General features: G+C 40.7%; 13 protein-coding genes. 8 read left to right on the top strand and 5 right to left on the bottom strand.

Features of this window, described 5'->3' with window-relative positions; all coding sequences use genetic code 11:
- Positions 1 to 36 precede the first annotated feature (36 nt).
- From ACNKW3_RS09510 to ACNKW3_RS09540, 7 genes are all read left to right on the top strand, one after another.
- A complete protein-coding gene (locus tag ACNKW3_RS09510; RefSeq protein WP_427399056.1) occupies positions 37 to 3123 on the top strand; it encodes a CHAT domain-containing protein in 3087 nt (1028 codons plus the stop codon).
- The gene (locus ACNKW3_RS09515; protein ID WP_427399057.1) at positions 3124 to 3720 is read left to right on the top strand and encodes an RNA polymerase sigma factor; all 597 of its coding nucleotides are present in this window, start codon (positions 3124 to 3126) and stop codon (positions 3718 to 3720) included.
- 56 nt (positions 3721 to 3776) lie between these two features.
- Complete coding sequence (locus tag ACNKW3_RS09520) at positions 3777 to 4451, top strand: hypothetical protein (protein ID WP_427399058.1); 675 nt, start codon at positions 3777 to 3779, stop codon at positions 4449 to 4451.
- A 19-nt stretch (positions 4452 to 4470) separates the two neighbouring features.
- Positions 4471 to 5085, top strand: a complete 615-nt coding sequence (locus tag ACNKW3_RS09525; protein WP_427399059.1) for a hypothetical protein — start codon at positions 4471 to 4473, stop codon at positions 5083 to 5085.
- An 83-nt stretch (positions 5086 to 5168) separates the two neighbouring features.
- Positions 5169 to 6044, top strand: a complete 876-nt coding sequence (locus ACNKW3_RS09530; RefSeq protein ID WP_427399060.1) for an EamA family transporter — start codon at positions 5169 to 5171, stop codon at positions 6042 to 6044.
- 77 nt (positions 6045 to 6121) lie between these two features.
- Complete coding sequence (locus ACNKW3_RS09535; protein WP_427399061.1) at positions 6122 to 6766, top strand: MBL fold metallo-hydrolase; 645 nt, start codon at positions 6122 to 6124, stop codon at positions 6764 to 6766.
- Positions 6767 to 7040: 274 nt separating this feature from the next.
- Positions 7041 to 8768 carry a putative bifunctional diguanylate cyclase/phosphodiesterase gene (locus ACNKW3_RS09540; protein WP_427399062.1) on the top strand — a complete coding sequence of 576 codons (1728 nt, stop codon included), beginning with the start codon at positions 7041 to 7043 and terminating at the stop codon, positions 8766 to 8768.
- 47 nt (positions 8769 to 8815) lie between these two features.
- Here ACNKW3_RS09540 and ACNKW3_RS09545 read toward each other — a convergent pair whose 3' ends face one another.
- The 4 genes from ACNKW3_RS09545 to ACNKW3_RS09560 all read right to left on the bottom strand — a co-directional run bounded on the left by ACNKW3_RS09545 (position 8816) and on the right by ACNKW3_RS09560 (position 15662).
- Complete coding sequence (locus ACNKW3_RS09545; protein ID WP_427399063.1) at positions 8816 to 11950, bottom strand: efflux RND transporter permease subunit; 3135 nt, start codon at positions 11948 to 11950, stop codon at positions 8816 to 8818.
- Between the two features lie 3 nt (positions 11951 to 11953).
- Positions 11954 to 13015: an efflux RND transporter periplasmic adaptor subunit gene (locus ACNKW3_RS09550; protein WP_427399064.1), complete on the bottom strand. Its 1062-nt coding sequence runs from the start codon at positions 13013 to 13015 to the stop codon at positions 11954 to 11956.
- Positions 13016 to 13078: 63 nt separating this feature from the next.
- The gene (locus ACNKW3_RS09555) at positions 13079 to 13972 is read right to left on the bottom strand and encodes a response regulator (RefSeq protein WP_427399065.1); all 894 of its coding nucleotides are present in this window, start codon (positions 13970 to 13972) and stop codon (positions 13079 to 13081) included.
- A 139-nt stretch (positions 13973 to 14111) separates the two neighbouring features.
- Entirely contained in the window at positions 14112 to 15662 is a 1551-nt protein-coding gene (locus tag ACNKW3_RS09560) for an alpha-N-arabinofuranosidase (RefSeq protein WP_427399066.1), read from the bottom strand.
- A 219-nt stretch (positions 15663 to 15881) separates the two neighbouring features.
- Here ACNKW3_RS09560 and ACNKW3_RS09565 point away from each other — a divergent pair, with 219 nt between their 5' ends.
- Entirely contained in the window at positions 15882 to 16973 is a 1092-nt protein-coding gene (locus tag ACNKW3_RS09565) for a Gfo/Idh/MocA family protein (protein WP_427399067.1), read from the top strand.
- A 42-nt stretch (positions 16974 to 17015) separates the two neighbouring features.
- Here ACNKW3_RS09565 and acnA read toward each other — a convergent pair whose 3' ends face one another.
- Positions 17016 to 19733, bottom strand: a complete 2718-nt coding sequence (acnA, locus tag ACNKW3_RS09570; protein WP_427399068.1) for an aconitate hydratase AcnA — start codon at positions 19731 to 19733, stop codon at positions 17016 to 17018.
- Between the last annotated feature and the right edge of the window lie 77 nt (positions 19734 to 19810).

Raw genomic sequence — 19810 nt, forward strand, 5'->3', positions numbered from 1 at the left:
ATATCTGAATTACCGAATGGGCAACTTCAAATTCCATTGTCGAAAACAACACAATTGGAGTTGGTTAACAATGAAAATGCCCTTGTTGTATTTACTCTTAAACAAGAAATCGCAGATGCTAGGGTTGTTTTAACGTCTTGCCATTCTGATTCATCGACTACTCAAACGATAATAAATTCACCGGATACTTATCGTCTTCCTGAAATTTTTGCTGTTTATCCCAAAAGTCAGAATTGCAAAATTAGCATCAGCGCTTCTGATACTTCAGATAGCTTTGCAAATATTGAATTGTCTTGGTTTGAGGTTAAGCAGCCATCGATAGACTTAATTACAGCCCTAGCGCATCTAGTAGAGGCAGAACAAAAATGGTCAAACTATTTTGAAGTAAACGAAGCCCAGCAATCAAATGTGCTAGCCAATGTAATACAGAGCCTAACAAGTGCCAAAAATTTACTTGGAGACGCACTGCCGTATTGGTCTCATCTCATCCAATATAAACAAAGTGAAGTTTATCATTATCTTGGGCAGTATGATGAACAAGCTAGAATTTTACAGACACTATTGGACCAGCCTAATTTAGCAATAGAGATGAAAGCGCAAGCCCATGTTGATCTTGCCATTTACACCATTTACGAAATTAAAGATTTTGATGAGGCAAGTAAACAGATCGAGCTCACTTTCCAGTTACTGGAAAACGCCGAGCAAAGTGTTTTATACGCGGATGCTTTAGAAACATCGGCGTCTATAGAAATCGAACGTGCAAATTTCTCATCGGGTATCGATAACTTTGTTGCCAGTTATCAAATTTTTATGGCCAAGGGCGCAAAAAAAGATGCGTTAAATACCGCATTATCCTTAGGGTATTTTTATTATCGAACGGGCGAATTGGTGCGAGCCTCTCAAGAATATAATGCGGCGAAATTATTGGCAGAATCAATTAGTGAATCATACTCAGTCACCAATGCAAATATAAAGCTAGCTACTGTATATCGAAATTTGGGAGACTATGATAAGGCGGCCAAATTTCTCGATATAGCCCTATCTCAAAGTGCTTCATTTGATCATTCTTACTTAGACGCTTGGGCAAAACTTGAAAAAGCTAAATTACTGAAAGCCACCTTACAATATCACTATGCAATCGATTGGTTTGACAAGGCAAAATCGGCGTTTAAAAAATTAAATGCAATGGCGGATGTTTATCAAATAAATATAGTGTTGGCGGATTTATATGTCGACATGCAACAAGTTGAAAACGCTGAAAAATTGTATTTTGAATATCTTAACTATGCACAAGAAGAACTGACACAGCTTCAAGTTGCACAAGTTAGTATGCAAATTGCTGAATTAAAGTTAAAGCAAGGATTTATACAGGAAGCCATAGACTATCAAAACATCGCACATACCTATTTTCAAGGAGTGTCAGATGCCTTTTCACTAGCTGACACCCAATTTGGTTTAGCTGCTTCATACGCTGCTCTAGCAGATATAGAAAAGGCGACATTTTATTTTGATGCGGCGTTGCGCTTTTATGAATCTATCGAGGCGACACCATCCGCCTTATCTGCAATCCTTGAGTACGCAAAATATATAAGTCTCATATCCAAAGAAAAGGCTTTAAGTGCAATCGATGTAGCCTTGGAACAATCACTTAATGGTGATTTTCAAGTAGCAAGGGAAGATTTAAGTATTGGGTTTACAGCTAGCCTGCAAGACTTGCTAAGCTTAAAAATTAAACTTGATGATGCATTAACCGCCGAACAAAGTTTAGTATTAGTTGAAAATATAAAAGCTAAGGCGTTAAAACGATTTTTTTATAATAAGGCGGACTTCACTAGCAATTCAGAGCAAGAAAAAAGTCTAGCGGCAATTAATTCTCAAATAAGTCAACAGCTAGTAGCTTTACAAAACGCATCTGCATCAGCACATCCCTCATTATTGCAAGAACTCAGGCGATTAAGTGAAGAGCGTTATAAAGTTGAGCAGTCAATTTATTTTGACCGCACAGATTCCAGCGATCAGGCTGATTTTGACCTAGCCGCCTTATCTAAGTTGCGACAAAACCTGCAAGATCATCAACTAGTGCTTTTTGTTGATAGCAGTGATATTGCCTCAAAGCTTTGGTTTATCAGCAAAAATAACGTGAAGCAATTTAACATTAAAGATTCAAAGGATTTGAACCAGCAAGTGGTTGGATTATTGGAGAACATTAAGAAGCATAAATCCTACCGAGACAACAAACAAATTATACAGAAAATTTCCAATAGTCTATTTCCAGACCCTTCAGTGTTAAAACAAAAACAAGAATTAATAGTGATTGCAGACGGCGCCTTGGCTAATTTGCCATTTTCAGTATTGGAAAATCCGACAGATAAATCTTCACTGCTTAATTCTTTGACCGTTAGTTTTCATCAATCGTTGGCTTTATTGATGGCTCAGATGACTACACCAGATTTACGCGATAATCAGACTAAATCCTTGATAGTGGCAAGCCCTGAAATGCAGGCGCTAGAAAACGGGTCTTCTTTACAAGCTGGTTATAAAGCTTCTAATTTACCATTTTCAAAAGCAGAAGCTGAGTATATCGGAAAAACCCTTGGAACAGATGCAGTCACTCTCATTGGTAAACAAGCAAACAAACAAAATATTAAGCAACAAATGCTTCCACAATTTAATATTTTGCATTTTGCAACTCATGCGGTAGCCAATAGCGACTTTCCCGAACTGGGAGGGCTGGTCTTGTCAAATAGTCATGATTCTGACAATCTTTTATTAGCACCAGAAATAAAAAAATTGCATTTAAATGCCCACCTAGTAGTGCTAAGTGGATGTGATTCTGCAATAGGCAAAACTATAGCCGGAGAAGGTATGCTAGGTTTATCACGTGCATTTATGCAAGCAGGTGCCCGAAATGTCATCGGGAGCTTGTGGAAAGTACAAGATGATGTAACGGCAAAATTAATGCAATTGTTTTATCAGTATCATATTGAACAAAACATGAGTGCTCAATTGGCCCTTGTTCATGCGCAAAGAGATGTCCGCAATTACAAACGAAAAGATGGTAGAAGACCATGGAGAGCCCCCTATTATTGGGCGGGATTTATTTTACATGGAACAGGGTCATAAATGACACAAATGGACGAAGCTGCGTTTGCTGAACAATTAGTTGAACGTATAAAAAACGGCGAAAAAGACGCAGAAAGAGACTTAGTTGAACGTTATCAACGGGGTTTATTTTTTGTATTGCGACGAAAATGTTCTCAAGATGCTGTGCTTGCGCAAGACTTAATGCAAGATACTTGGCAAATTGTCATCGAAAAAATCCGAGCTGATAAAATTAGAGAACCTCAAAAGCTTGCCGCATTTATCGTGCAAACTGGAAAAAATGCGGTAATTGCTCACTTCAGGAAAATTGAGAATAAGGGATCTTCGGCGGTTGACTCTCATTCGCTAGATACGAACCTGGCACAACTAGTGGACCAAAGAGATAACCCTGAGCAAAAACTGCTTAACTATAACCTGGGTTTGATGGTCAAAAAAGTTATTCTGGAGATGGAACAAACCCGTGATAAAGATATCTTATTCAGCTTATTTTTAAATCAACAAGATAAGAAAACCATTTGCCAAAATTTAGGTCTAGATAGTGAACATTTTGATCGAGTGCTTTATAGAGCAAAACTTAGATTTCGTAAGATTTGGGAACAGCACCACAATACTTCTTGAGTTGGGTGAGAGTTTTTTACCCATACCAACACTATAGATAAGATGAAGTAAATAACATGACTAACGAAAAGAAGGCTGAAAAGCATTTGCAAGTAGATGAAAGAATAGAAAGATACATTTTAAATAAAATGTCTGAACAAGAAGCGTCGGAATTTGAAGCTTATTTTCTTTCTAATCAATCTTGCTTAGAGCAACTTGAAATCGCGGAACAAATTCATCAAGGATTGTTAGCATTGCAACAAAGCGGCGATATGCAAGATATGCTGGCAAAACAAAAAGCTAAAAAGCGATTTTGGCAAAAACCAGTCCCCCTTTGGTCTCTTGCAGCAACAGTATGTTTAGTTTTACTCATTCCAATTATCCAAATTACTTCTCAAGGGTCAGGTGAAGCCGATCAAATTCGTGTGGTAAATATTGAATTAGCATCTGTAAGAGGAGAGGGTGAAAACACAATAGAGTTAAATCTAACCGGTACTCAGACTCTTCTATCTTTTTATGTGGACACCGAAACACCTCAGTTTGATCATCCCTCATACGGTTTCCAATTATCCAGTGAAGATAATCAAATCGTTTTTAGATCAACCAACTTAACGCTAAATAATGCAAGCACCCTATTTGTTAATCTCGGTAATATGAGGTTGGCGCCAGGCTCATATTTTTTTGAAGTCTTTGGTAGCTCAGGAAATGATCGTTTTTTGATGCAATCGGGGCATTTAGAAATAACAGATTAAGTAAAAGGAATAAAAGACTGTGAATAGTATTATTGTTAAAACGGGGTTGTTTTTGATTTGTTGGGCAAGTGCTTTTTATAGTCACGCCACTGAGTTGCAACGGCAAAATAGATTGTTGAAACAGTTAATTCAAGAGTATGATTTTACTTATCACTGCGTCAGTGAAACTAGCTGCAGCCGAACATCCACATCATCCAAATCATCGTTAGGGTCTCGACTATCGACAACTGATACAGGCATAAGTATTTCATCAGATACAGAAATCCAAGAGACGGTAAAAGCAAAACTCAATGTGAGTTTAAGGTTTACGGATCAAACTTATCTTTATGCAGCAAACGATTGGGAAATTATTGAGTCAGGTTGCACTGTGCATCTTGTTTTACCAAGCGTAGCAATTGCGGATGCTTCGGAGCATGATCATGAGGACTCAATTGCACACCGTTTAACTTTATCTTTTACATCGGCCCAAAGTACCAATCCCTATGATCAAGCCTGTAATTTGCCAGTTGATGTTACGAGTTTTGACTTTTGGACCCTGACCTATCTGGTTGAACATCACAGCTTAACCACTGCATCGTCAGAAATCAGTGTGCTAAGACATAATCGTACCCATGGGGGCGCAATTTCTTTGTAAATTTACAATAAAGAACAAGTAGTTGTGGGTACGGGTTTAGTATATTCTAGGATTACTTTCTGTTTGTCCGAAATCTGTACCTAATGTCTTGGATTTTATTTACCCTTATTGCGGTATTTTTTCAAACCTTTCGTAATGCCATTCAAAGCCAATTAAGTGCAACTGTGCCTACTGCTGGGGTTACACTGGCTCGCTTTTTATTTGCGCCACCTTTGGCCGCGGTTTATGTTTATTTAACTTCGGTTCGAGACAATATCGGAATTCCTGAGTTTCCTGCTAAATTTTGGATGTTCATTTGCCTAGCTGCAATTTTACAAATAGCCGCAACTTCCTTGATGGTGCAATTGTTTAAGCAAAAGAATTTTGCAGTGGGAGCAGGCTTAGCCAAAAGTGAAGCGTTAATGGCAGGTGTTCTAGGCATGCTATTTTTCGGTAGTTATTTGAGCTTGTTAGGCTGGTTGGGTATTGGCATAGGCGCAATTGCCGTATTTATTTTAAGTGGTTGGCGAAAAGGCGGCGATCTGACCTTAAAAACGGTGATTATTGGCTTGGCTTGTGGCACCTGTTTTGCCCTTACTTCTTTATATGTCAGAGAAGCCAGTCATACTTTAGATGTTCCTTATATTCAGGGCGCGGGTTGGGTTTTGTTTTGGGTGCTCAGTTTACAGACAATCATATTGTGTAGTTTTATTGCAATAAAACAACCTGACACTTTCAAAAAACTCGCTGCTCTGCCGGGTAAAACGTTGGCAGCTAGTGTCACTAGCTTCTTAGGTTCAGTCGGTTGGTTCACTGCAATGGCGTTGCAACATGTGGCCTATGTAAAAACCTTAGGCCAACTGGAAGTATTTACTACCATGTTAATTAGCTTAATTTGGTTAAAGCAGCCGGTGAAAAAACATGAAATTATTGGTCTTTTATTAATTGCTATTGCCGCAATTTTGGTAATGTGGTCATAAAAGCTTATTCACTCTAGTTAGTTAACCCGTAATAATTTTGATACCATCAAGACATCAATAAATAAGAAGATAAAGCCGTGAATATAGTTGTCATTCCTGTAACACCTTTTGCACAAAACTGCTCACTCATTTGGGACTCACAAACCATGCAAGGGGCGTTAGTCGATCCCGGAGGTGATGCTCAGAAGATCTACGCACAGGTTGAGAAGAACAATGTCACAATCACCAAGATTATCCTAACCCATGGGCATCTTGACCACGTTGGCGGTACACTAGAAGTCGCCGAACATTTTAAGGTGCCAATCATAGGTCCACATATTGGCGACAAATTTTGGCTAGATGGGCTTATGCAACAAAGCCAAATGTTTGGATTCCCTCCAGCAAAACCTTTTTCCCCTGATCAGTGGCTCACCGAAGACGATGAAATCGCAATTGGCAATCAAACATTGAGCATATTGCACTGTCCGGGACATACGCCAGGGCATGTTGCACTAGTTGAAAGAAATAGTAATAAGGTCATTGTGGGCGATATTATTTTTGCGGGTTCAATTGGTAGAACAGATTTCCCTCAAGGTAATCATCAACAACTCATTACCTCTATACGTGAAAAATTGTTTCAATTGCCGGGTGACATGCAGGTGTATCCAGGACATGGACCCACTACTACTATTTCAAAAGAAAAAGCTACTAATCCTTTTGTTGCAGATGCAAAGTTTGGCTAGTGCCATAAAAACTTCATTTTGGAAATTTTTAGCTCAAGTTACATGTTTAAGGGCAAATAGTATTCACGGAATATTTGTTTAAGCGATAACTCATCCAACCATTAAAAATTGTATGTCTTCTATACTAATAAATGAAATTTGGTTTGAATTATCCCTGTAGGGCAAAAAAACCCTTTTACTGGGGATCATTTAGAGGTAACGTATACTATCTTAATTGCGGGGTGAGAAGTAAGTTAGTACCTGCACAGCGGTAGAATAATAAGAGTAATACCAGATGGAGATGAGAAGACGCTTAAGGGTGCTTGTTGTTGACGATGATCTAGTTGATAGAAAAATCATTCGTCGTACACTAACTGCGAATTCTTTTGAAGTAGATATGGTCGAGGCCACCTCAGTTACACAGGGCCTTGGTCTGCTAAGAGAAAGTAGTTTTGATGTCATTTTGCTGGACTATCGCATGCCCGGCACTGACGGCATTCAAATGGTACGTGAACTTAGATCTAGACCTGATTTAGGTAGCGTAGCCATTATCATGATGAGCTCAGCGGAAAGCGAAGCGCTTGCTGTGGAATGTATTGAAGCCGGCGCTCAGGATTTTATTCTCAAATCAGATATCGGAAAGCTCAACTTACAACGTGCTATCACCCATGCTCAAAAGCGCTTTGAACTCGAACATAAACTCCACCAAAACTATTTAAACGTTAAGCACCTATCAGAAAAAGATCCTCTTACGGGGTTGTCTAATCGGTATCATTTTAACCAATTAATGAGTTTGTTAATTGATACTGAGGGTAAAACTCATAACGATGTAGCGCTAATTTTAATCGATCTAGATAATTTTAAATTTATCAATGACACCATGGGGCATGATGCTGGTGATCGATTGTTAATTGAGTTTTCTAAACGGATAAAAAACCAATTGCGTCGGCATGAAAGCTTTGCTCGCTTGGGAGGCGACGAGTTTGCCATCATACTTAATGGAGTTCGATCTCCGGAGCAAGTGGAAATGGTAGCGAAACGTATTCACAGTGCCTTACATTCCCCCATTACCATCGAAGAAAACGAAATTGAGTGTAATGCCAGCGTAGGCGCTGCTATGTATCCTCATCAAGCCAAGAGTAAAGACGAGTTGGTTAAGTTTGCTGATGTTGCCATGTACAGCGCTAAGCGGGCAGGCAAAGGCATGGTGAAACTTTATAATGAATCCATGCGAGCTACCTTTAGCCGACAATACGATATTCAAGTGGGGTTGAGAAAGCACCTGACGGATAAATCCTTTGATGTGTTTTTCCAACCTGTCATTGATCTTAAAACCGGTGGTGAAGTTGGTTATGAAGCGTTAATTCGTTGGCCGCAGGTGTCTGAAGCGGAAGAGAGCTTTGTACCTGACGAATTTATTCCTATTGCTGAACAAAATAACGATATTCATGCAATCGGTAACCTAGTCATAGACAGAGCTATTGAACAAATTGCCCATTGGCAACGCAGCACTAGCCAGAGTACTTTTATCGCGATTAATATATCGCCTATACAATTACAGTTTCCTAAAATTACCCAGTACATTATTCAGCGCGCTGAATATTATCAGGTACAGCCAGAGACTATAGTGCTAGAAATCACTGAAACCGCACTGTTTGAAAAACAACAAGCAATTAAAGAATCCATTGAAACCTTATCTGATTACGGCTTTATTATTTCATTAGATGATTTTGGCGTTGGTTACTCTTCTATTTCCCATCTAATTAACTATCCCATAGATATAGTGAAATTGGATAAATCGCTATTCACAATGGATGAAAGTGAAGAGAAAAGACTAGCAGTATTTGAAGCTTTGGCTAGCATGCTTAAACGTCTGAATATGAAAGTAGTCGCTGAAGGAATTGAAACCGAAGAGCATTTAAAAATCTGTAAATCTTTGGGAATCGACCACGGGCAGGGTTTCTTATTTGCAAAGCCTGTTGATGCAAGAGAAATTGAAACACGTTGGTTGATGCACGCTTAACATAAAATAACAGAAAAAAATAAGCCCTCATTTTGAGGGCTTTTTCGTTATTTTGAAAAACTTTCTTGTTGATGTTTTTGCTGTTCAGATAGCTCAGTCTCTAACTGGCGGGTGACAGCTTCAGGCGAGTTAGTCTTACGGGTTATCAAGCTATAGGCAACTGGCACTATGTAGAGAGTAAATACAGTGGCTGCACAAACTCCAGCCAGAATCACCGTGCCTATTACTTCTCTAGTTTCAGCCCCTGCGCCACTACTCAACATTAGCGGAATTGATCCTGCTATTGTGGTGAGCCCTGTCATTACTATAGGTCTGAAGCGAGTGCTGGTCGCTTCTTCCAACGCATCATCGAAGTCTCTACCTTCATCACGCAACTGATTGGCGAATTCTACAATTAGGATGCCATTCTTAGCGGCTAAACCTACTAAGATAATCAATGCAATTTGTGAATAAATGTTGAGTGAAAAGCCTGTTAAATAGAGCCCTAACAATCCGCCGCCCATAGCGAGAGGCACGGTCAGCATGATCACAAAAGGATGGATAAAGCTTTCAAATTGTGCGGCTAACACTAAAAACACTACAGCTAGACCTAACAAGAAGACAAAAATAATTGAGCTACCTGCATTAATAAAGTCGCGACTTTCGCCTTTATAATCAATGACTGCGGTTTCAGGTAAATCTTCAATGACTTGTTGTTGTAAATATTCTAATGCTGTTCCTAATGTTAAACTGTCGTTCAAATTGGCTTCTAAGGTTATTGCGCGGATCCTGTTGTACCTTGAAAGCGTTTCAGCGGCTGCATACTCATCAATATCCACTAAATTAGAAAGTGGTATCAATTGATTGGTGCGTTCAGATCTTACATAAATATTCTTAATATCACTAAATGATCGTTGAGCGTCTCTTTCACCCTCTACTATGACATCGTATTCTTCACCCTTGTCTAAAAAGGTAGTGATCCTGCGACCACCCATCATAGTTTCCAAAGTACGCCCAATTTCTTGAACTGTCACGCCTAGTGCGGCTGCCCGATCATAATTCACTGCGAAATCTATCTGAGGCCGGGTTTCTTTGTAGTCAGAATCTAATCCGATTAAACCTGGTTTATCTTTTTCAATTTCATCAAAGATAATATCTCGCCATTCAGCTAATTCATCGTAGGTTGAGCCTCCGATAACAAATTGCACAGGTTTTTGGGTACCACCCCCTAAACCTTGACGCATTACTGGGAATACTCTTACGCCGGGAAGATTGCCTAAGGAACCTCTAACTTCATCCATAATCTCAAATGCTGGACGACGCTTTGACCAATCTTCCAACAACACAATAACGATACCGCCGCTGAAGTTTTCTATGCTGCCAAATGCTCTTGGTGCTCTTACCAGAAGTCTTCTGACTTCGCCAGAGTCGACATACTTCATCATCCGACTTTCGATTTCATTCATGTATGTTTTTATGTATTCGTAAGAGGAGCCTTCGGGACCATTAACCATAACAAAAAAAGCGCCTCGATCTTCTCTTGGGGCAAACTCTTGTTTTACATTGGGGTAGAGCCAGGCGGTTCCCGCTATTAATAAAACAAATATAAGCACTATACCGATTGGCGTTTTTAGACAGTAGTTCAATGAGCGCATGTAGCCCTTACGCAAAGAATTCACAATGGAAGAGGTGATCCTGACAGGTAAGGTGGCTTTGCCATCATCATGTTTCAATATTTTTGACGCTAACATTGGCGAAAGGGTAAGTGCCACCAAGGAGGAAAATACTACGGCGGCAGCGATAGTGAGGGCAAATTCAGTAAACAGCCTGCCTATGTCGCCCTCTAAAAAAGTAATGGGAACAAACACTGCTACTAACACTAAGGTAGTTGCAATAACCGCGAAACCAACTTGTCTTGTGCCTCTGTAAGCCGCAACAAGTTTAGTCTCTTTAAGTTCTTGTAGGCGTCTGGTGATGTTTTCCAAAACTACAATGGCGTCATCTACGACTAATCCGATGGCCAAAACTAGCGCGAGCAAAGTAAGTAGATTAATCGAGAATCCGAGCATGTAAACAACGATAAAGGTCGCTGTAATGGATACAGGAACAGTTACCGCTGGGATTATCATGGCCCGCACACTACCCAAAAACAAATAGATGACAAGCACTACACAACCTATAGCGATGAATAAAGTCGCGTAGACTTCTTCAATTGCCGCCTCTATAAAAACTGAAGCATCGTAACTTTGCTCGATAGACATGCCATCGGGTAAATTTTGGTTGAGTTTTGCAGTTAGGGCTTTAACGTTGCGAGCAACTTCAATGGTATTGGCTGTAGATTGTTTGATAACGCCAATGCCCACCATGGGAATGCCATTACCTCTAAAAAATGTCCGGTCTTCCTCTAGCCCCAGTTCAACCCGAGCCACGTCGCCAAGGCGCACTAAGTAACCATCCTCACCTTGGGCCAACACCAACTCACCAAATTTTTCAGCACTGGTGAAATTTCTGTCTACTCTGGCTTTGAACATACGTTGTTCAGATTCCAAACTACCTGCTGGCAGTTCCACGTTTTCAGCACGTAAAGCTCGTTCTACGTCAGAAACGCTAAGACCTTTTGCGGCTAGCTGTTGACGGTTCAACCAAATGCGCATGGCGTATCGCTGGCTACCACCAACCCGTATTCTGGCAACACCATCAAGAGTGGAATATTGGTCAACTATGTAGCGTTCGGCGTAATCAGTTAGTTCGGGAACCGACATTTCAGAACTGGCAAGGTTTTGCCAAATAATAACATCATCGCTGCTATCCACTTTTTGCACTTCTGGTGGTTCAGATTCTTCTGGCAAATTGTCTTGAACCCCGGCAATTCTATCGCGAATATCATTAGCTGCGGAATCTACATCTCGACCAATTGAGAACTCGATAGTAACGTTGGATTCGCCGTCTTGAGAACTCGACTGAATAAACTCAATTCCTTCGACTCCCGCGATACGTTCTTCAATAACTTCGGTAATACGTGTTTCTACAATATTCGCAGGAGCCCCAGGATAGGCAACTTCAACTGTCACTATAGGTGGATCAATATCGGGATACTCACGCAATGACAAACGATCAAATGATACAAGTCCAAACGCAATTAATAAAAGTGAGATAACACTAGCAAATACAGGCCTCTTTACGGAAATATCGGATAACAACATGGTTTAACCTTTTCTTCCTGAACTTTGTAATATAGAGGTTATAGAAACGTCTGCTGTTTGCTCTCCTAATACTGTGACTTCAGCGCCTGGCAAGGCTTTAGTGATTCCATGAGTGACGACTTTATCACCTGCAGATAACCCTTGTACGATTTCAGCTTCTCCAGCCCTTCTGGTACCTAACTCAATTTGTCTTCGCTCTACGGTACTAGCGCCATTTTTGTTACTTAAGACCAGTACAAAATTCTTATTACCAGAAGGGATTAAAGCTTCTTCAGGTATAATTAATGCCTGCCGTGGATTTGCCTGAATGGTGACAGTCATTAATAAACCGGGTTTTAGTTTGCGCTCAGGATTTGGAATAATGGCTCGAACAATAATGGAGCGCGTGACAGGATCGATTCGACTGTCTACATTTAGCACTTTGCCGTCAAAGATTTCGTCTTTAAAGGCATCACTTTTGGCTTTGATTTCAACACCAGACCCAAGTACTGGTAAGAACACAGAGGGCACGGAAAAATCCAATTTCATTACACTATCATCATCTAAAGTCGTGATAGTGTCGCCTGGTCGCACTAAGGAACCAACGCTGACATTGCGTAAACCAAGTACGCCAGCAAAGGGGGCTTTTATTGTCCTGAGTGCTAAACGAGAACGGATCGCTTTGATTCTTGCTTCAGCGGTTTCTACTTCTCGCTGTTGTTCATCTAACAAAGATTCTGTGGAAGCATTTTGCGCAGCCAAAGAAGATAAGCGTGACACTTGCTTTTTAGCTTCGTTTAATCGGGACATTTCTTCTGCCAATAGAGCTTGCTGCTCGCTATCGTCCATTTCAACTAGCACATCGCCTCGATTTACCCTTTGACCATCTTGAAAATGCACAGCAGTAATCATCTCGGTAACATTTGCTGTTAAATCAACACTTTCATTGGCGCGCAATGTGCCCAGTGCTTCAACGGTATCGGCCATTTCATTTTGTTCAACAGTTGCCACAATGACGGAAGTTTGTGCTTGTGCAAAAAATGCAAGCGCACTTAAAAATATAAAAGCGGGGAAAAAAAGTTTCACTCTACTGCCCTGAGATTATGGATATCCTAATGTACGTATTAGGTGACCGGATGGATTGACTTTTTATTCATCAGTTAACACAGTTATTATGACTGTATTTCCGCAACCGACATATCGGATGTCATCCAAGCAAGAAGATTTAGCTAACGCAATTCCTCTACCATGAAGATCAAAGGCTCTTTCAGGGTCAAATTCTAGATATTTTTGCCATTCAAAACCTTTGCCTTGGTCGCAAATAGTGATGGTACAGGTGCCTGAGTGTCTTGCGAGTAAAACTGACACTTTTCGGTCGCAATAAGGGGGCGTTTTAAGGCGATGCTCGACCTCTTCTAACCAGCATTCATCCTCTAATAATTGGCTTTTTTCATCATAAGTGATGCCTAAGTTTCCATGTTCAATAGCATTTAGGAGCAACTCAGAATATCCATTTACAGAGCGTAAAGGATCTTTACCTGCATCGGCTAACACTATAGCCAAGCTTTTTGCTTCTTCAATTGTTCTAATTTCAAATTCTGCACGTTTCATGCTCTGCAAACCTTTAGCATGTCGGCCAATTTGAGATTGTAATTCCCGTTTAAACTTTAGTTCACTAATTGCTTTTCTTACTACTTGACGAACTACAGAATCTGCCGATGGCTTTGTTAGGTAATAACTGGCACCGGCTTTAAGGCCTTCTGAAACTTGTTGTTGGTAATTATCAGAGGTTAACATAATCACCGGAATTTCTTTGTGAGCAGGGTCAGATTTCAGTTTTTCCAGTAAACCTAATCCATCTAATTTGGGCATGTGTTTATCGAGAAGAATCAATTCAAATTGATATTCGTCAGACGTTATTAGTTCCCAAGCTCTTGCTCCATCTTCTGCCAACACTACATCATAACCAGCTTGAGCAAGTATTTCCTGATTAAGCATGCGCATAACTTTGTTATCGTCAACGATAAGAATCTTTTCTGCCAATCGAGCATCTCCTAAGGCAAAGAAATAGTACGAAATATCAACAACAAAAGTGTAGTAGTAGTCTGTAAAAACGCAAGGAACCAAGTTAAGAGAATGAACGAGATATCAAGGTATCATTGATATCTCGTAAATAGACAAGCTATTCAGTTAGTTGCGCTACAATAATAGCTTTTGGCGGTAAAGTGATGACTAGTTCGCCATTTTCCGCAGGGGATACTTCGAAAGAGGTAGGTCTTACAGCATTTGGATCTTTAAAGGTGTTATGGGCATCCATTGTTTCAGCGGTAAGAATTTCACCAGTAATACGCTTATATGCACTTCCTAGGTTGATCACTTCATCATTATTAGGATCTACGTTAACAAGGGTAATCCACAATTTTCCATCCTTACCGCGAGCAGCACTTGCATTGATTTTAGGCACCTGATGTTCGCCTTGACCATAGGTTTCATTGCCATCCAATTCTATGGGAACATAGGTCGCATCTTGAAAAGGAATATGCATGCGAAAAACATGATAGGTCGGGGTTAGTAACATTTTTTCTTTATCAGTTAGTATCATGGCTTGGAGAACGTTTACCATTTGCGCAATAATAGTCATTTGAACGCGTTTTGCATATTTGTGATAAATGTTCAAATTTAGTGCTGCAACTACGGCATCACGTAGACTATTTTGCTGATACAAGAAGCCAGGATCTCCTTCCGTAACATCATACCAAGTTCCCCACTCATCCAAATAGAAGCCAATTTCCTCATCAGGATCGTATTTGTCCATGATTTCGATGTTAGTTTTTAAAATATCTTCAATTTTTAGCGTGCGAGACATAGTGCTTGCCCATTCAGATTCTGGGAAATTTAATGCGCTGCCTTTTTTGCTCCAATCACTGGTTGGAAGGGTGTAATAATGGTGGCTAATTGCGCCTTTGTTGTAGGACCAATAGCTCTCCATGCTCATTAAAGCTTCGGTATAGTCAGTTCTGAAATCGGTACCGCCGCTGGCAATTAACGTGGGTTTGTTATTGGCTGGGGTTTTGATGAATGTAGCATAGTGTTTGTACAGGTCGACATAATAGTCTGCGTCCATACTACCACCACAGCCCCAGGTTTCATTTCCTATTGCGAAAAAATGCAGTCGCCATGGTTTATCTCGGCCATTTTCTCTGCGTAAATTAGCAAGTGAAGACTCACTATCAGATGTCATATATTCAACCCATTGGGCCATTTCTTTTGGCGAGCCAGTGCCTAAATTGCCATTTACGTAAGCGTCTGCGCCGAGCATTTCTGCTAAATTCATGAACTCATGGGTGCCAAAACTATTGTCATCAATTACCCCACCCCAAGTGGTATTAACCGTGCGTTTTCGCTCAGCATTTGGACCTATGCCATCTTCCCAATGATATTCATCAGCAAAACATCCTCCCGGCCATCGTAACAAGGGTACTTGAAGATCTTTCAACGCCTGTAATACATCATCTCTATAGCCATTGGTATTGGGGATATCACTTTCTGGACCTACCCAAACACCTTCATAAATCCCTCGGCCTAGATGCTCCATAAACTGACCGTAAATATTCTTATTAATCACTGCACCAGTATTATCAGTATCTAGGCTAACAGATACCTCGGCCATAGATGAGGTGCTAGTGATCGTTAAAGCGATCCCAATAGCCCTTAAAAGAGACTTAAATTTCATTAGATATTTCTCCATTAATTTTTTGAAGCTTTAATGTGTTTTATTTAATAATTCTATATCATTTTATTAATAATATTATAATGCCAGTAAGTTTAATATGAGTTGAAGAGGGTAAATTTCGTTAATGGATTACGAAAATGATTTTTACCAATCTAAACTATAATGATAAATGCTGAGTAAAAATTATTCAGGGTAGACAACCTTTATAAGGAAACATGTATGACTGGGTTCACTCGCCGTCAGGCATTAAAATTTTTTTCAAGCGCAGTGGTACTGGCAAGTGCCGCAAAAATTCCGGCATTTGCTCAGTCCGACCGCAAGCTAGGTGTGGCTCTTTTAGGATTGGGAAATTATAGTGAAAACCTTCTCGCGCCAGCACTTCAAGCGACACTACATTGCGAATTACGCGGAATAATTACAGGAACGCCAAGCAAAATCCCAAAATGGCAACGCAAGTACGGCATCAAAGACGCTAATGTGTATACCTACGATAACATGGATGAGATAGCCGATAATCCAGATATAGACGTCATTTATATAGTGACTCCAACAGGCACGCACATGAAATATGCAGTAAAAGCTGCTAACGCAGGTAAGCATGTTTGGTGCGAGAAACCTATGGCGATGACTGTGCAAGAATGCCAGAAGATTATTGATGCTTGTAATAAAAATAAGGTCAAGCTTTCTATTGGCTATAGAATGCAACACGAACCCAACACTAGAAGATTCGGTGAATACGCAACTACCAAACCTTTCGGTGATTTTACTTCGGTATTTACCCGTGCTGGTTATGCGGGAAATGGCTTTCCACAAGATTATTGGCGGATGAAAAAAGATATGGGCGGTGGTGCCATGTACGATATGGGTGTTTACCCATTAAATGGTGCCCGTTATCTTACTAAAATGGAGCCGATAGCTATAACAGCGCGCCACGAAAAATCGCATCCAGAAATTTTTACAGAAGTCGATGAAACTACCTTTTTCACATTAGAATTTCCTAATGGTTTAATTGCTGATTGTGGCACTAGTGTAGTGAAATCTTTTAACAAAGCTCGCATTGAATGTGAAAATGGTTGGTATGAACTAAACCCTATGTCGCCTTATTCGGGTGTTACTGGCTACACAAGTAAAGATGAAACTTTTAATCCGATCAATGGCATGCAACAAACCCTGCAAATGGATAACGATGCGCTGGCTATTTTGAAAGATACAAAAGTTATGGTGCCAGGCGAAGAAGGACTTGCAGACATCAAGGTAGTGGAAGCTGCGTTTGAATCTGCTGCAAACAACAGCAAGAGAATTGTGCTATAAAAAAGCAGCGTTCAGTGACGCTGCTTTTGTTTTTATCTGCTTTTATGATGCTAGGTTTCTTAGTACATAATGCAATATTCCACCATGTTGGTAATATTGCCATTCGCTCTCAGTATCAATACGTACTTTGGCTGCAAATGTGGTGATTTCACCCTTATTATTTTCAGCGGTTACCGTTACTTCGCTCGGCTTTTCGTCTAAGCTGGAGATACTAAACGTTTCTTTACCATCAAGTCCTAAACTGTCAGCGCTATCACCATTGGTAAACTCTAAGGGTAAAACGCCAAACCCTACCAAGTTAGAACGATGGATTCGTTCATAACTTTGTGCAATTACAGCTTCTATGCCTAAAAGCTTGGTGCCCTTAGCCGCCCAATCGCGACTTGAACCTGTGCCGTATTCTTTGCCAGCAAGAACCACTAATGGCGTTTTCTGCTTTTGATATTCCATGGCAGCTTCATAGATGCTGGTCACCTTATCTTCTGGCCAGTAAGTCGTATATCCACCTTCTGTGTCAGGTGCAATTTGATTTCGTAAACGCGTATTAGCAAAGGTGCCTCGCATCATAACTTCGTGGTTACCACGACGAGAGCCGAGGCTATTAAAATCTTTCTGCGCTACACCATTGCCTTTCAGATATTCGCCAGCTGGACTACTGGACTGAATCGCACCCGCAGGTGAGATATGGTCAGTCGTAATAGAATCGCCAACTTTAACAATGCATCTTGCTCCTTCTATTAAAGGGGGGGCTGGTGGTTCTTTGGTTAGGCCTTCAAAATAGGGTGGGTTTCGCACGTAGGTGGAATCTGGCCAAGCGTAAGTTTCGCCTTCTGGAGTGTCTAGCTTGCGCCATTCTTCTGTTCCGTTAAATACATCTGCATACTTTTCGTTATACAACTCAGCCGAAATTGATGCCGCTACTTTTTGATTTATTTCGTCTTGGCTTGGCCAAATATCTTTTAAATAAACGGCATCTCCGTTTGTATCATGCCCAATCGGATCATTGGCAATGTCCACTGTCATGCTGCCTGCCAATGCATAGGCCACAACTAAAGGCGGAGACGCTAAGTAGTTCGCTCGAACATCTTGGTGAATTCTACCCTCAAAATTACGGTTTCCTGACAACACCGAACAAGCTGTTAAACCACCTTCTTTGATAGCATCACTGATGACATCTGGTAATGGACCTGAATTACCAATACAGGTTGTACAACCGAAACCGACGATATCAAAGCCTAATTCACTTAAGGCATCCATGACACCTGCATTTTTTAAATAAGCAGGTACCACTTGTGAACCTGGTGCTAGTGAGGTTTTGACCCAAGGTTTAGGTTTTAGCCCTTTTTCCAACGCTTTTTGCGCAACAAGCCCTGCAGCAATCATGACATCTGGATTTGAAGTGTTGGTGCAAGAGGTAATGGCGGCGATAACTACATCGCCATGGTTTAAGCAGGTTTTCTCGCCATTGATTTCTATGGGGACACTTTTTTCTGTAGGTTCACGGCCGACGGCAGTGGCTCCACCCTCGTCTGCAAATCGAGATATGTCGGTGTCTTCTAGTTCTACACCAAGCAACTGCATATGCTTCACAAAGGCGGCTTTTGCATCGGTCAACGCAATTCTGTCTTGAGGGCGTTTAGGTCCTGCAATGCTCGGCACTACGTTAGCCAAGTTCAAGGCCAGTTTGTCACTATAATTGGCTGGCTCTTCGCCGTCATTACGCCACATACCTTGTGCTTTAGCATAGGCTTCTACAATCTTAACTTGTTCTTCCGTACGTCCGCTTAATTTTAAATAAGTGAGAGTTTCTTCATCTACTGGGAAAATACCACAAGTTGCACCATATTCTGGTGCCATATTGGCAATAGTTGCTCTATCGGCTAGTGGCAAATTAGCGAGTCCATCGCCATAAAATTCAACAAATTTACCAACCACACCTTTTTCTCTTAGCATTTCAACAACGGTTAACACCAAGTCTGTTGCGGTAGCGCCTTCTGACAATTCACCACTTAACTCAAACCCAACCACCTCAGGCAATAGCATGCTTATGGGTTGACCTAACATTGCGGCTTCTGCCTCAATGCCGCCTACGCCCCAACCTAGAACGCCAAGTCCATTAATCATAGTGGTATGACTGTCAGTACCAACTAGGGTATCAGGATAAATAACATCGGAGTCATCAGCTTGCATGACGACCTGTCCTAAGTATTCCAAGTTTACTTGGTGCACTATTCCTGTGCCTGGCGGCACAACGCGGAAATTTTTAAAGGCTTTTTGGCCCCAGCGCAGGAATTGATATCTTTCTTTGTTGCGTTCAAATTCTATTTCAGTGTTCTTTTCAAGGGCCGATTTATTGCCGAAATGATCGACCATCACCGAATGGTCAATAACCAAATCTACAGGTACTTGAGGGTTTATGGTATTGGCGTCTGCGCCCAAATTGACCACAGCGTCGCGCATTGCGGCTAAATCAACTATTGCTGGGACGCCGGTAAAATCTTGTAAAACTACCCGTGCAGGAGTAAATGCTATTTGAGCAACTGGTGTTGCGTTTGCGTCCCAATTGATGACTTCTTGGATATCTTCTACGGTGACATGAAGATCATCTTGATTGCGAAGTAAGTTCTCTAACAAAATTTTGATTGAATATGGCAGTTTAGCGATCTTGTCTTGCGCATTAATGCGCCCTATGTCAAAGATTTGATAAGTTTTACCACCTACTTCAAGTTGTGTTTTGGTGTTCAATTCATCTAAGCTCATATTGCCCCTTTCGTTTTAGCTTTTTGCATAAATCCATCTGATTAAACGTTTTGTACTGCAAAAATCGAATTTTGGCC

The sequence above is a fragment of the Glaciecola sp. 1036 genome (assembly GCF_050306235.1).
Classification (GTDB): Bacteria; Pseudomonadota; Gammaproteobacteria; order Enterobacterales; family Alteromonadaceae; genus Glaciecola.

What these genes read in the sequence shown, in the direction of transcription:
- ACNKW3_RS09565 (WP_427399067.1), top strand. Translation starts at nt 15,882, where the DNA reads ATGACTGGGTTCACTCGCCGTCAGGCATTAAAATTTTTTTCAAGCGCA.
- ACNKW3_RS09545 (WP_427399063.1), bottom strand. Translation starts at nt 11,950, where the DNA reads ATGTTGTTATCCGATATTTCCGTAAAGAGGCCTGTATTTGCTAGTGTT.
- ACNKW3_RS09560 (WP_427399066.1), bottom strand. Translation starts at nt 15,662, where the DNA reads ATGAAATTTAAGTCTCTTTTAAGGGCTATTGGGATCGCTTTAACGATC.
- ACNKW3_RS09520 (WP_427399058.1), top strand. Translation starts at nt 3,777, where the DNA reads ATGACTAACGAAAAGAAGGCTGAAAAGCATTTGCAAGTAGATGAAAGA.
- ACNKW3_RS09540 (WP_427399062.1), top strand. Translation starts at nt 7,041, where the DNA reads ATGGAGATGAGAAGACGCTTAAGGGTGCTTGTTGTTGACGATGATCTA.
- ACNKW3_RS09515 (WP_427399057.1), top strand. Translation starts at nt 3,124, where the DNA reads ATGACACAAATGGACGAAGCTGCGTTTGCTGAACAATTAGTTGAACGT.
- acnA (WP_427399068.1), bottom strand. Translation starts at nt 19,733, where the DNA reads ATGAGCTTAGATGAATTGAACACCAAAACACAACTTGAAGTAGGTGGT.
- ACNKW3_RS09530 (WP_427399060.1), top strand. Translation starts at nt 5,169, where the DNA reads ATGTCTTGGATTTTATTTACCCTTATTGCGGTATTTTTTCAAACCTTT.